The following is a 14,040-nucleotide window of genomic DNA, read 5'->3' on the forward strand; positions in this document are numbered from 1 at the left end:
GAAAGGCATCGCCGCACGACTTACCCAGAACCCTAGACGCGAGCCTGCCCGGCGGGAAAGGAGAGAGTGCGGCGACCTGATCGCCGAGTGACGGCGTCGTTACAGGTCAAGCCGCTGGTCATGCCAATTCGGGCATGGCCATGAGAACAGCACGTTAGGGCGTGCTAACGCCCCTTGGCCGGCCGCGCTTAATTCGCGATGCTCGTTTTCTCTCCGCCGAATTCGTCGAGAGGGACAGCGATGCACGGACCAGCGCTCACCAACGGCTCGGGAAGGTGTTCCGGTGGCTGACCCCGAGCCCCGGATCGTCGTCACCGGGCTCGGCGTCATCTCCAGCATCGGGATCGGCCACGACGACTTCCTGGCCGCGCTGCGGGCGGGTGCCTGCGGCGCCTCCCCGATCAGCGGCTTCGACACCACCGGCTTCCGGTTCGCGCGGGCCTACGAGGTACCCGGCTTCGACCCCGGGGCGGTCCTGCGCCGGATCGAGCCGGGCGCCTTCGGCAAGGTCGGCGCGCAGGCGGCCGCCGCCGCGCGGATGGCGATGTCGGACGCCGGGCTGGACCCCGCGTGGGTGCGCGACGAACGCGGCGTCGTCGCCGTCGGCACGACCTGCGGCGAGTCGCTCGACGTGGACGCGCTCGCCGCGGCCGAGGTCGCGGGCGGCCTCGGCCGGCTCCCGGCCGCGCTGGCGAGGCGCGTCCACCCCGGACGGCTGCCGGTCGCGGTGGCCACCGAACTCGGGCTGTCGAACGTGGCGGCGGTGACCATCCCGACCGTCTGCGCCGCGGGCAACTACGCGATCGGCCACGCCCTCGACGCCCTGCGGGACGGGGAGGCCGAGTACGCCGTCTGCGGCGGCGCCGACTCGGTGAGCCGGATGGCGTTCGCCGGGTTCTACCGCCTGCGGGCCTGGGCCTCGCAACGGTGCAGCCCGTTCGACCTCGACCGGGACGGGTTCATGTTCGGCGAAGGGGCCGGGATGCTCGTCCTGGAGACGCTCGACCACGCGCGCCGCCGGGGCGCGGCGATCCGCGCCGAGGTCGCCGGGTTCGCGCTCAACTGCGATGCGGCGCACCCGACGAGACCGGAGCGCGAGCGCGTCGCCCAGTGCCTCACCGCGGCGCTGCGCGACGCCGGCACGCCGCCGGACGAGGTGGACGTGGTCTTCGCGCACGGCACCGGAACGAAGATCAACGACGCGATGGAGTCCGCGGTGCTCGGCGACGTCTTCGGCGCCGGGCCGCCCCCGGTCACGGCCCTGAAGTCGATGATCGGCCACACGCAGGGGGCGGCGGGCGCGCACGCGTGCATCGCGGCGGTCCTGGGGATGGAGCACGACTTCATCCCGCCGACCGTCAACTTCACCACACCGGACCCCGAGTGCCCCGTCGACTGCGTCCCGAACCGGGCGCGCCCGGCCAGCGTCCGGACGGCGCTGGTCAACTCGCTGGGCGTCGGCGGCAACAACGCCGCGGTCGTGCTGCGCCATGCGGAGGCTCTCGCGGCCCGCCCCTCGTCGAGCAGCGAGGCGGCGGCATGAGCGCCACGAGAGCCGTCATCTCGGCCATGTCCTTGATGTCGCCCGCCGGGATCGGGGTCGAGCCCTTCCGGGAGGCGGTCCTGACGGGCCGCCCGTCACCCGGCGGGCGCGTGGAGGACTTCCGCACCGAGCCGCCCGCCGGGTCGGGACGTCCCGTCCGCCTGATCGACCGGCCCTCGGCGATGGCGCTCGCGACGATCGGGACGCTGCTCGGCGAGGACGTCCTCGCCGGGTGGCCGCCCGCGCGGCGCGGACTCGTCCTCGCCAGCGGCGCGGCCGGGATCGACCAGTCGATGACCCTCACCCGCGACTCGCTGACCCGCCCCCGGCCCGACAACGTCAACCCCGCGCTCGTCCCGGCGTGCGTGATGAACTACGCGAGCGGGCAGGCGGCCATCGCCCACGACCTGCGCGGGCCGAACGCGACCGTGACGGCGGGCCGGGCCGGCGGGCTCGCGGCGCTGCGGTACGCGCGGCTGCTGCTCGCGCGGGACCGCGCCGACGCCGTGGTCTGCGGCGCGTACGACGACCTGAACGAACGGCGCATCGCCATCGCCGAGGCCGCGGGACTCAAGGCCACCGCGTCCGAGGGGAGTTGCGTGTTCCTCGTCGAGCCCGCGGAGCGCGCGCTCTCGGCCGGACGTCCGGTCCGCGCGGAGATCCTCGCGCTGGAGAGCGGCGTGTTCGCCGAACCCCGCGACGCGGCGGGCGTGCTCGCCGCCGCCGTGGACCGCGCACTGGACGCTGCGGCGACCGCCCCCGGCGACGTCGGGCTGATCGTCCCCGCCGGTACCGAGGACACCGACCTGCCGGACCTCGCGCACGCCCGGGTCGTACGCACCGCGGACCTCATCGGCGACGTGTTCGGCGCGATGTCGGCGTTCCAGATCGCCGCCGCGATCATCGGCGGTGACCTCGCCGGGGACGGCCCGGCGCTGGTCACCAGCATCGACCCCGACGGCCATGCCGCGTGCTGCCTGCTGCGGACGGATCCCGCGACGGGCAGCGCCGTGCAGACCGACGAAGGAGAACCAGGAGCATGACGGACATCGCCATCGTCGGCATCGACTGCCGCTTCCCCAAGGCACCGGACCCGGCCGCGCTGTGGGACCTGCTCGTCCGCGGCGAGGAGGGGGTGATCGAGGTCCCCAAGGCGCGGTGGAACGCCGACGTCTACTACGACCCGGACGGCGGGCCGGGCAAGGTCAACACCCGGTACGCGGGGTTCATCGACGACGCCGACGCCTTCGACCACGACTTCTTCGAGTTCTCCAAGGAGGAGGCCGAGGTCGCCGACCCGCAGGTGCGGCTGCTGCTCCAGACCGCCTGGCGCGCGGTGGAGGACGCGACGCTCGACCCGCGCTCGCTCGCGGGCAGCAGGACGGGCGTCTACGTCGGGATCATGGGTTCGGAGTGGATGAGCCTGCTCATGACCCATTTCCACACCATCACCGGGCATGTCGGCTCCGGGAACGGCTACGCCATCGCGGCCAACCGGATCTCCTACCAGCTCGACCTGCGGGGCCCGAGCATGGCGATCGACACCGCCTGCTCGTCCTCGCTCGTCGCGACCGAGGAGGCGTGCGCCGCGCTCCGCTCCGGCGTCTGCGACCAGGCCCTCGTCGGGTCGGTGAACATGTTCGTCACACCGGCGTCCAACATCTACTTCGCGCAGGCCAAGGTGTCCGCGCCGGACGGGCGGTGCAAACCGTTCAGCTCCAAGGCCGACGGGTTCGGGCGCGCCGAGGGCGTGGCGGTGCTCGTGCTGCGGCGGCTGGCCGACGCCGTCGCCGACGGGCTGCCCGTCTACGCCGTCATCAAGGGCGGGGCCGTCAACCACGGGGGCCGCAGCACGACGGTCACCGCGCCGAACCCGCACGCGCAGCAGGCCGTGATCGCCGAGGCGTACGAGCGCGCGGGCGTCCGGGCGCAGGACGTCACCTACGTCGAGGCGCACGGCACCGGAACGCTGCTGGGCGACCGCCTGGAGGTCAGGGCCCTCGGCAAGGTGCACGGCGTGTCCCGGGAACGGCCGTGCGCGATCGGGTCGATCAAGGGCAACATCGGGCATGCCGAGGGCGCGGCCGGGATCGCGGGCCTGATCAAGACGACGCTGGCGCTGCACCACCGCGTCCTCCCGCTGAGCCGCCACTCCGACAGCGAGAACCCGCGGCTCCGGCTGGCGGCGAACGGGCTGCGGCTCGTCAAGGAGCCGGAGCGGTTGCCGGACGGCGAGGTCCTCGCGGGGGTCAGCGGCTTCGGTCTCGGCGGCACCAACGCGCACATCGTCCTCGCGACCGCGCCGGAGCAGGCGCGGCGGCCGGGCGGCGGGCGGGGTGCGGGGGTGCTGACCGTCTCGGCCCGCGACGTCGCAGGTCTGCGCGGCGCCGTCCGGCGGCTGGCCGCGGACGTCGCGTCCCGGCCCGCCGAGCAGCTCGCGGAAGTGAGCTGGACGACGAACCGGGTCAAGGCCTCGGGGCCGGTCCGCTTCGCGCTGCCCGCGTTCGACCGCGACCGCGCCGTGGCCGTCCTGATGGAGGCCGCCGAGGACGACACCGCGCTCGCCGCGCACTCCGGCCGGGCCGGGGCGAAGCAGAAGATCGGGTGGGTGCTCGCCGGGGAGTCGGCGTGGCGGCCCGGGATGTCGGCGGACCTGCATGATCGCTTCCACGCCTACCGGTGCGCGCTCGCCGCGGTCGACGCGGCGTTCCTGCCGCACCTCGGCTGGTCCGTGCGCGAGGCCTCGCTTTCCGAGGACGAGCCGCCCGCCACCGGACCGGTCGCCTTCGCGGTCACCTGGGCGCTGGGCCAGACGCTGCTGGACGTGGGCGTCACCCCGGCATGGGTGGTCGGAGAGGGAGTCGGCGAGTACGCGGCGGCGGCGCTGGCCGGGACCGCCGGGCTCGACGACGTCTGCCGCCTCGTCGCCGCGCGGTACTCCTCGCGACACGTCCCGGAGAACAGCCCGGAGAACGCCTCGGAGGCGCTCGCCGAGGTCGCCGCCGATCCCGTCCGGCCGCAGCGGAAGATCTCCCTGTACTCCAGCCGTGCGGACGCCGTGGAGGCGACGCCGGCCGAGGTCATCGAGCTTCCGTCCGCCGCCGTCCCGCCGTCCGGCGAGGGCCTGCTCGACGTCGTCGCACGGCTCTACCGGGACGGCCTCGACCCCGACTGGGACGAGCTGTACGAGCCCGGCCAGCGCGTCCGGCACCGGCTCACCCCGTACGGGTTCGCCGCCACCGGGCGCTTCTGGTGGAACCACCCGATCGGACCGACCCCTGGAGGAAGTTCATGAGCCGCTCCGTCCTCGTCACCGGCGGGAACCGTGGCCTCGGCCTGGCGATAGCGCGGGCGTTCGCGGCGGGGGGCGACGCCGTCGCGGTGACGCACCGCGGGTCCGGTGCGCCGGACGGCCTGTTCGGCGTCACCTGCGACGTCACCGACTCCGAGTCGGTCGCGCAGGCGTTCAAGGAGGTCAAGGAGGCGCACGGGCCGGTGGAGGTACTGATCTCCAATGCCGGGATCAGTGACGACGCGCTCCTGCTGCGGATGCGCGAGGAGGCGTTCAGCCGGGTCATCGACACCAATCTGACCGGGGCGTACCGGGTCGCCAGGGCCGCGGTGTCCGACATGATCCGGATGCGCCGCGGGCGGATGATCTTCATCTCGTCTGTGTCCGGGCTCAAGGGACACGCGGGCCAGACCAACTACGCCGCGAGCAAGGCCGGGCTCATCGGGCTGGCCCGGTCGCTGGCGCGCGAGGTGGCCACGCGCGGCGTCACCGCGAACGTGATCGCGCCCGGTCTGCTGGACACCGACATGACCAGCGAGGTCATCACGAAGTTCAAGGATCAGATCCTCGCCGAGGTGCCGCTCGGCCGCGTCGCCACGCTGGAGGAGGTCGCGGCGGCGGCGCTCTGGCTCGCCTCGGAACCGGCCGCGTCGGTGACCGGGCAGGTGCTCACCATCGACGGGGGCGGGAGCCTCGGGCACTGAGGAGCCTCGGGCACTGACAGGGGCGTCTTCCGTCCACACGCGCAACTGTCCCCTCGTCCACACTCCTGACCACTGCTGGTCAGACTGCTCATACCCGTCATCACGTTATGTCGCGACTGATTACACTGGTGTGACCAGACAGACCACGACCGGGCGGCCCACCTGTGCGCACGCTGCCGTAGTGTTCGCCAGGTGGCCTGCACTCTGCTCTCGCTCCCAGGGCAAGGTTAGGAATGGACAGCTCCCCCACGGCACGGTCCTCGACGCTCCCGCACGCTCCCGTTCAGCCGATATCACGACTGTGGGTCCTCGCCCTCTTCCTTGTCACCCTCGGCATGTGGGCGGGGCTGCTCGGCGCCGCCCAGATCCTGCTGCCCGGCCAGATCGAGTCACTCGACCCGGCGAACAAGGTCTGGAACCTCAGCATGGTGACCGCCCTCGGCGCCGTCGCCGCCGTCATCTCCTCCCCGGTCGCCGGCGCCCTGTCGGACCGCACCGCCTCGCGCTTCGGACGGCGGCGCCCCTGGGTCGCCGCCAGCGCCGCGGTCTGCGCCGCCGCGCTGCTCGCGCTGCCGTCGCAGACGTCCATCATCGCCGTCGCCCTCTGCTGGATCCTGGTGCACGGCAGCGTGAACTCGATGCACGCCGCCCTGTGCGCCGCCATCCCCGACCGCGTCCCGGTGAGCCAGCGCGGCATGGTCTCGGCCGTGGCCGGGCTGGCCATGCCACTCGGGCTCGTCCTCGGCACGCTGCTCGTCTCGGGCATCCCCATCTGGGCCGGTTACGTGCTCGTCGGCGCCGTCGTGGGGGGCCTCACCGTCCCTTACCTCCTGCAAGCCGACGACCCCGAACCGCACGCCCACGACACCGACGCGCCGTTGGGAGGGCGCACGCGCAGGCGCTCGCCCGGGAGGTTCGTGGCCGACCTGTACGTCAGCCCACGGCAGCACCCCGACTTCGCGTGGGCGTTGGGCGGACGATTCTTCGCGCAGCTCGCCACGTCCCTGGCGACGCTCTACCTCCTGTACTTCCTGCGAGACGAGGTGGGATTGAACGACCCGGACGGCGGCGTCGCGGTACTCAGCCTCCTCTACACGGTGGGCGCCATCGCGTCGGCCGTCGCGGCGGGCCGCCTGTCCGACCGGACGGGCCGCCGCAAGGTGTTCATCCTCGCCGCGACGCTGCTGATGGCCGCGGCCCTGATCTGCATGTCGCTGGCGCCCAGCTGGTCGGTCGTGCTCGTGTCGGCGGCCGTCATCGGCGCCGGCTACGGCGTCTACGTCGCCATCGACCAGGCGTTGGTCACCCAGGTCCTGCCCGAGGCGCGGGACCGTGCCAAAGACCTCGGGCTCGTCAACATGGCCGGCAGCAGCGCGGTCGCGGTCGCCCCGCTCTTCGCCGCCCAGGCGGTGCTGCACGGCGGCTACTCTCTGCTCTTCACCCTCGCCGCCGGGCTGGCGGTCGTCGGGGGCCTCTCCATCCAGCCGATCCGATCGGTTCGTTGAAGCCCGACGGTTCGAGAGAGGTACCCCGACCCTTGGCGATCAGAACTTCGACCGGTCCGCGACCCGCGGCCCACGTCACGTTCCACGTGCTCGGACGGCTGTCGATCCGCGCCGGGCACGAGGTGGTGAAGCCGCCCCGGTCCCAGATCCTCCAGGGTCTGCTCGGCGTCCTGCTCCTGGCACAGGGCGAGCCGCTGCGCACCGAACGGCTCACCCGGCTGGTGTGGGCCGACCGGGCCGAGATGACCAGCCGCGAAGCCGTCCACGTCGCGATGTCGCGCCTGCGCAAATGGCTCAAGCAGCTCGGGGACGGCAAACTGTCCATCGACTACCAGGACGGGTACCGGCTCCTCGTCCCCGCGCCCGACCTCGACCTGCACCGCTTCCGCGCGCTGCTCGGACGTGCCCATGCGGTCGAGCAGCCGGAGCTGCGCAGCTCGTTCCTGCTCTCCGCGCTGGAGCTGCGCCGCGGCCCCGCCCTCGCCGGGCTGGAGTACCTCGACCGCGACGACATCCTCGTCCGGTCGGTCGCGCAGGACGTCCGCGAGGCGGTGATGAGCCTGGCGTCCATCGCCCCGCGCGCCGAACGGATCGAGCCCGCCATCCGCGCGGTACGCACCCTCGCCGAGGAGCTGCCGTTCGACGAGCCGCTGCACGCCGCGCTCATCGACCTGCTGGCGGCGGGCGGCCAGCCCGCCACCGCGCTGGACACCTACCGCCGCCTCAGCGAGCGGCTCACCGACGAGCTGGGCGTCGAGCCCAGCCGGCAGGTCCAGGAGGCGCATCTGCGCATCCTCACCCACACCCGGCCGTTCGTCGGAACGTTCGACAGGATCGAGGACGCCGCCCCGATCGTCCCCGTCCCGATCCCCGCGCAGCTCCCGCCCGGCATCCCCGACTTCACGGGCCGCGCGGACGAGGCGGCGCGCATCGCCGACAGCCTCGCCGGCCCCGCCGGACGCCCGGGACGGTCCGTCGCGGTCACCACCGTCGCGGGCATGGGCGGCATCGGCAAGACGGCCCTCGCCGTGCACGTCGCGCACATGCTGACGGCGGCCTTCCCCGGCGGCCAGCTCTACGCCGACCTGCACGGCGACGGCGTCCCGGTCGAGCCCGCCGAGGTGCTCGACCGGTTCCTGCGCGCGCTGGGAATGACCGGCGCGGGCGTCCCCCCGTCCCTCGCCGAACGCACCGCGCTGTTTCGCAGCCGGGTCGCCGGCCGCAAGGTCCTCATCGTCCTGGACGGCGCCGCGAACGAGGAGCAGGTGCGGCCGCTGCTGCCGGGCGCGCCGGACGCCGCCGTCCTCATCACCAGCCGCAACCGGCTCACCGGGTTGGAGGGCGCGACACTCCTGGACCTGGAGGTCCTCTCCCCGCAGCAGGCCGTCGAGCTGCTCGCCCGGGTCGTCGGCTCCCCGCGCGTCGCGGCCGAGCCGCACAGCGCGGTGGAGATCGCGCTGCTGTGCGGGCACGTCCCGCTGGCCGTGCGCATCGCCGCCGGTCGGCTGGTCGGACGCCCCGACTGGACCCTGGCCTACCTCGCCGACATGCTCCGCGACGAGCGCGGCCGGCTGGACGAGCTGGCCGTCGGCGACCTCGCGGTCAGGGCCAGCTTCGAGCTGAGCTACCGCCCGCTGCCGCCCGCGACGCAGCGGGCGTTCCGGATCATCGGCCTGCTGGAGGCACCCGACGTCGCCGCGTGGACGGTCGCCGCGCTGCTCGGCGTCCCGCTGAACGAGGCGCGCCCGCACCTGGAGACGCTGATCGACGCGCAGCTGGTGAACGTGGTCGGTCCGGACGCCGTCGGCGAGCTGCGCTACCGGATGCACGAACTGGTCCGGCTTTACGCGCGCATGTGCTCGGAGGCCGAGGACGCGTCCCGGCAGCGGACCGCCGCCCTCAGCCGGGCGCTCGGCGGCTGGCTGTGGCTGGCCGAGCGCGCCGCCGACCTCGTCCCGGGCCCGGCCTACATCGCCCTCCACGGCGACGCCCCCCGCCGTCCGCTGCCCCCGGCGACCGCCGCGCGGCTGCTGGCCGACCCCACGCTCTGGTTCACCGCCGAGCTGCCGGCACTGGTCGCCGCCACCCGGCAGGCGTGCGACCTGCGGCTGGACGAGTTCGCCTGGGACCTGGCGGCGTGCCTGGAGAAGTACTGCGACGTCCGGGGCATGTACGACGACTGGCGGCAGACGCACGAGCGCGCGCTGCGGCTGTGCCGGGCCACCAAGAACAAGCGGGGCGAGGCCGTCCTGCTGCGGGGGCTCGTCGAGGTCACCACGTGGACGTCGCCGGAACAGGGCGGGCCCGCGATGGTGACGATGCGCGAGACCGCCGAGCGGGTCCTGCGCCTGTTCACCGAGCTGGACGAGCCGCGCGGGATGGTCGACGCCCTGACCGCCATCGGCTGGGGACGGGTGGCCGAGGGCGCCGCCGGGGAGGCGCTCGCCGCCGCCGACGAGGCCATCCGGCTCGCCGAGACCGCCGACTACCTGGGCGGCCAGGCACGGGCCCACCAGATGAAGGCCGTCGCGTACGGGGAGGGGAACGCCGAGCAGGCGATCCCGTGCCTGGAGAAGGCCCTCCACGTCGCGGACATGCTGGGGAACCGGCGTCTGGAGGCCACGATCATCCAGTTCCTCGGGGCCGCGCACGCGCTCACCGGCGATGTCGGCACCGGCGAGCGGCTGCTCAACCGATCGATCAGTGTGGCCCGTGAGCTGGATGACCGTTACCTGGAGACATTCTCCCTGATCTATCTTGCCAAGCTGTTCGCGGCGCTGGGCGACGAGCGGGCCCGTCCGACCATCGAGCTCGCGCTCACCTACAGCCACGCGGGCAACTTCGGGCACCATCTCGCCGAGTCCCTCGCCCTTCTCGGGGAGCTGAACCTCGCCGCGGGTGACGCCCCCTCCGCCGTCGCCTGCCTGGAGAGGTCCGTCCGGGTCTGGCGCACCCGCGGCTGGGTCTGGTTCCTCGCCAGGACGCTCCACACCCTGGCCGACGCCTACGAGGCCGCCGCCGACCACGACCGGGCCCGCGCTGCGCGCGCCGAGGCCGACGAGCTCACAAATTCCCAACCGACAAGGTAGGAAAACTCGACAAGTCCGCGGCGGCAACGGTTAGCGCGCTGTAAGGCCGACGTGGGTAGCGTTTCAAGCGCATTGCATTTCTCATACCCCCGCTGCAATGCCGAGTCGGTGATAGCCAAGCTCCCAGACGAGGCAACGCATGCACCTGTCGGCACATGACCAGAAGCAGATAACCGCACTCCTCGCCGCCGCCCGATACGAGATCCTCTCGCTCGTTCCCGGATGGCAGGCACCACTTCGCAGCGCCTATCTCCGCGCCAGGACACGGACACGGATCGTCCTCTCCCGGTCCTGCCGTATCCAAGGCGCCACCAAACCCGGAACCTCGGAGGTACGCCTCGGCGACCTGCTCTCCACCTTCGTCCTCGTGGTCGACCGCAAGAAGGCGCTGGTGATCAACGGTGACGGCCCGCTCGGCCCGCCGGTGGTCCGCGCGTCCGATCTCGACCAGCTCATCGCCTCTTTCGAGGACCACTGGGACCGTTCCTACCCGATCACTCCGATCCCCGCCCGGCTCAGCGAACTCCAGCTGACCATCCTCCGGCAACTGGCGACCGGAATGACCGACCAGGCCACGGCGAACGCCCTCCAGATCTCCTCCCGCACCGTCCAGCGCCAGGTCAGCCATGTGATGGAACAGCTCGGCGCGCGGAGCCGCCTGGAACTCGGCGTCTACCTGGCCACCACCGAGTTGATCTGACTTTTCCACCGACCGAAGGGAGCGACCGGCACGCAAGGAACGGGGGCACCGCCGGTCTCTATTTCCGGATCATATTTCAATGGTCGATGAATTGGATGGAGACCGGCGGTTCAACGTCGCGGTCGCGGTCACGCCTTTCCCTGGACGGCGGGCGCCGCGTCGGCCGGGACGGACTCGGGGTTTTCGGCGTCAACAAGGACGCCCTCGTCTTCGGCGGGGGCCCGGCCGGACAGGACCAGCAGGGCACGTTCGCGGTCGAAGACGCCCTCCCAGGCGCTGACGACGATGCTGGCCACCATCTGCCCGCACAGGCTCACGATGCCGCGCATCATCGACAGGAACCGGTCGACGCCGAAGATCAGCATGATGCCGGCGACGGGGACGGTGCCCGTGGTGGACAGGGTGGCGGCGAGCAGCACGAACCCCGCGCCGGCGATGCCCGCGCCGCCCTTGGAGGTGAGCAGGAACACCGCGAGCAAGCCGAGTTGCTGCCAGATCGACAGATGGATGTCGAACGCCTGCGCGATGTAGAGGCCGGCGAATCCCATGTACAGGCAGACGCCGTCGGAGTTGAAGGCGTAGCCGGACGGCACCACCAGCCCGACGATGGGCTTGGGGCAGCCGAGCCGCTCCAGCTTCTCGATGAGCTGGGGCATGACCGCCTCGTAGTTGGCGGTGCCGAGGGTGATGAGCAGCTCGTCCTTGAAGTAGCGGTACAGGGGCAGGATGCGGATGCCGCAGATCCGGGCGACCACGCCGAGCACGACGAGGCAGAAGACGATCCCGGTCAGCCAGAACAGGCCGACGAAGGTGCCGAGGCTGGTCAGCGTCTTGGTCCCGAACTTGCCGGTGGTGTAGGCCATCGCGCCGAACGCGCCGACCGGTGCCAGGTACATCACCAGCCGGACGATCCCGAACACGGCCTCGCCGATCCGCTCCACGCCGCGTCCGATGGGGGCGCCGCGCTCGCCCATCATCTTGACGGCGATGGCGAACAGCACCGAGACCAGCAGGATCTGGAGCACGTTCCCGTCGACGAAGGCGCCGACCACGCTGTCGGGGATGGTGTTGACCAGGAAGTCGTACCAGTGCTGGTGCTCGCCCTCGGTGGCGTACTCGCTCGCCTTGCCGGCGAGCTTGATGGCGGCGGGGTCGGCGTGGACGCCGTCCCCGGGCCGCAGCACGTCCATCACCACCAGGCCCATGACCAGCGCGATGGTGGTGATGACCTCGAAGTAGACGAGGGCCTTGACGCCGATCCGGCCCATACCGGCGAGCGCGCCCGCCGAGACGATGCCGGTGACGATGGTGCAGAAGATCACCGGTCCGACGAGCATCCGGATCAGCGAGATGAAGCCGTCGCCGAGCGGTTGCAGGGACGCGCCGGCGTCCGGTGCCGCGAGCCCGAGCGCGGCGCCGAGGGCGAGGGCGACCAGGACCGTCAGCCAGAGCCGGGTGGTGAAGGCGGTCCGGAGGACGGAAGCGGCTCTGGACATCACACAACCCCTGTTCGCCTGTCGCACGGTTGTACGTCGGTTAGAAGGTGAGTGTGACCGACGTCTCCGACCAGGTCAAGAGGGATCCCCGGAGACGGCGCTGCCGCGTCGGGTCTCGCGGGTGTCGAACCACGCCGGGACTGCGGCTCAGCGGGGGACGTAGCCGATGTCCCGCGAGATCGCCTCCGCCGTCCGCACCAGCAGCGGGACCTGGTGCTCGCGCAACTCCGCCACGCTGACCCGGCCCGCGTTGGCCGAGACGTTGATGGCCGCGATCACGGCGCCCGAACTGTCGCGCACCGGGGCCGCCGCCGACCGCACGCCCTCCTCGCGCTCACCGTCCACCAGCGCGAACCCCTGCTCGCGGACCTTGCCGAGCTCCTCGACCAGCGCGCCGGGATCGGTGATCGTGTGCGAGGTGAGCCGCTCCAGCCGCACCGCGCCGAGGTAGCCGCGCAGCCCGTCCTCGGGCAGGGCCGCCAGCAGGACGCGCCCCATGGACGTGGGGTAGGCGGGCAGCCGCGAACCCACGTTGAGGACGATCGACATACTGCGCTTGGCCGGCACCCGGGCCACGTAGACGATCTCCTCGCCGTCCAGGGTGGCCGCCGAGCACGACTCGCGCACCTCGTCGGCCAGCAGCCGCATGTGCGGCTGCGCCCGCTCCCACATCGGCAGCGACGCCAGATAGCCGTACCCCAGGCGCAGGACGCGCGGCAGCAGCCGGAACCGGCGATCGTCCACCTCCGCGTACCCCAGCCGCACGCAGGTGAGCAGGATGCGCCGGGCGGTCGCCCGTGACAGGCCGGTCAGCTCCGCCGCCTCGCTCACGGTCAGGGACGAGTGCTCGGCCGAGAACGCCTCCAGCACGCGGAACGCCTTCTCGACCGAGTCGATCACATCCGGGTCCTGCCTTGACATCCCTGACTCCCGACTTCAAGGTAATCTACAGACGAACGAATGTTCGTCCGTAGAACATTACTGGCACACCCGGCATCGCAGGAAGGCTCCACCGTGGCGGACGGCCTGCTCTTCGTCCTGTCCCATCCGCGCGACGGCGACGCGGCACAGTTCCACGACTGGTACGACACCGAACACGGCCCGGCCCGCCTCGCCCTCCCCGGCGTCCGCCACGGCCACCGGTACCACGCCGACGACGGCGCCGTACCGGCCTGGCTCGCATGGTACGACCTTGACCTGGACGTTCTCCACACATCCGGCTACCGCCGCCTGCGCGAAAACCGAAGCGCCCGCGAGGCCGCCGTCATGGCCGCCCTGGAGATCCTCCAACGCCGCGTCTACGTACTCCGCGGCGACCACGGCACCCCCGCCGCCTCACCCCCGCCCTTCCTGCTGGCCAGGTCCATCACGATCGAACCGGCCCGCGAACACGACTTCGACACCTGGTACACCCAGGAGCACATCCCCGCCCTGCACAGGCTCCCCGGATGGCGCCGCACCCGCCGCTACGTCCTCCAGGACGGCGACGCACCCCGTTTCCTGGCCCTGCACGAACTCGACCACCTCGACGCCTTCGACACCGACGCCTACCGCACCGCGACCAGCACACCCTGGCGCACCGAGGTCATGCGGCACGCCACCGCCGACGAACGCCGCCTCTTCACCCACCACGCCACCTTCCACCCCGGCGGCACGCACGCCGCCGAGGCCACCCGCTGAATCACCGACGCCACACCGCCTACGAAACACC

10 protein-coding genes are annotated in these 14,040 nt (G+C 72.2%); 8 read left to right on the forward strand and 2 right to left on the reverse strand.

The genetic code is table 11. The features are described 5' to 3' along the window. Nucleotides 1–283 precede the first annotated feature (283 nt). From AMA02S_RS19425 to AMA02S_RS19455, 7 genes are all read left to right on the forward strand, one after another. Complete coding sequence (locus AMA02S_RS19425; protein ID WP_067460516.1) at nucleotides 284–1,543, forward strand: beta-ketoacyl-[acyl-carrier-protein] synthase family protein; 1,260 nt, start codon at nucleotides 284–286, stop codon at nucleotides 1,541–1,543. Further along, entirely contained in the window at nucleotides 1,540–2,586 is a 1,047-nt protein-coding gene (locus tag AMA02S_RS19430; RefSeq protein WP_084265322.1) for a beta-ketoacyl synthase N-terminal-like domain-containing protein, read from the forward strand. The genes AMA02S_RS19425 and AMA02S_RS19430 overlap by 4 nt, the downstream gene beginning before the upstream one ends. After that, a complete protein-coding gene (locus AMA02S_RS19435; protein WP_067460521.1) occupies nucleotides 2,583–4,838 on the forward strand; it encodes a type I polyketide synthase in 2,256 nt (751 codons plus the stop codon). The genes AMA02S_RS19430 and AMA02S_RS19435 overlap by 4 nt, the downstream gene beginning before the upstream one ends. Further along, a complete protein-coding gene (gene fabG / locus AMA02S_RS19440) occupies nucleotides 4,835–5,539 on the forward strand; it encodes a 3-oxoacyl-ACP reductase FabG (RefSeq protein ID WP_067460524.1) in 705 nt (234 codons plus the stop codon). The genes AMA02S_RS19435 and fabG overlap by 4 nt, the downstream gene beginning before the upstream one ends. A gap of 233 nt (nucleotides 5,540–5,772) precedes the next feature. Then, nucleotides 5,773–7,044, forward strand: coding sequence for an MFS transporter (locus tag AMA02S_RS19445; protein WP_067460527.1), 1,272 nt, complete (start codon nucleotides 5,773–5,775; stop codon nucleotides 7,042–7,044). A gap of 32 nt (nucleotides 7,045–7,076) precedes the next feature. After that, entirely contained in the window at nucleotides 7,077–10,133 is a 3,057-nt protein-coding gene (locus AMA02S_RS19450) for an AfsR/SARP family transcriptional regulator (RefSeq protein ID WP_169806853.1), read from the forward strand. Nucleotides 10,134–10,272: 139 nt separating this feature from the next. Beyond that, nucleotides 10,273–10,833 (forward strand): helix-turn-helix transcriptional regulator, encoded by a 561-nt coding sequence (locus tag AMA02S_RS19455; protein ID WP_067460530.1) that lies wholly within the window; start codon nucleotides 10,273–10,275, stop codon nucleotides 10,831–10,833. Nucleotides 10,834–10,961: 128 nt separating this feature from the next. Here AMA02S_RS19455 and AMA02S_RS19460 read toward each other — a convergent pair whose 3' ends face one another. Both AMA02S_RS19460 and AMA02S_RS19465 read right to left on the reverse strand, forming a co-directional pair. Then, nucleotides 10,962–12,329: a cation:dicarboxylate symporter family transporter gene (locus tag AMA02S_RS19460; RefSeq protein ID WP_067460533.1), complete on the reverse strand. Its 1,368-nt coding sequence runs from the start codon at nucleotides 12,327–12,329 to the stop codon at nucleotides 10,962–10,964. Nucleotides 12,330–12,476: 147 nt separating this feature from the next. Further along, the gene (locus tag AMA02S_RS19465) at nucleotides 12,477–13,250 is read right to left on the reverse strand and encodes an IclR family transcriptional regulator domain-containing protein (RefSeq protein WP_067460536.1); all 774 of its coding nucleotides are present in this window, start codon (nucleotides 13,248–13,250) and stop codon (nucleotides 12,477–12,479) included. Nucleotides 13,251–13,289: 39 nt separating this feature from the next. Between AMA02S_RS19465 and AMA02S_RS19470 the strand changes: the two genes are divergently transcribed. After that, complete coding sequence (locus AMA02S_RS19470; protein WP_157430704.1) at nucleotides 13,290–14,009, forward strand: DUF4286 family protein; 720 nt, start codon at nucleotides 13,290–13,292, stop codon at nucleotides 14,007–14,009. The last annotated feature ends 31 nt before the right edge of the window (nucleotides 14,010–14,040 follow it).

The organism is Actinomadura macra NBRC 14102 (assembly GCF_001552215.1).
Taxonomy (GTDB): Bacteria; Actinomycetota; Actinomycetes; order Streptosporangiales; family Streptosporangiaceae; genus Spirillospora; species Spirillospora macra.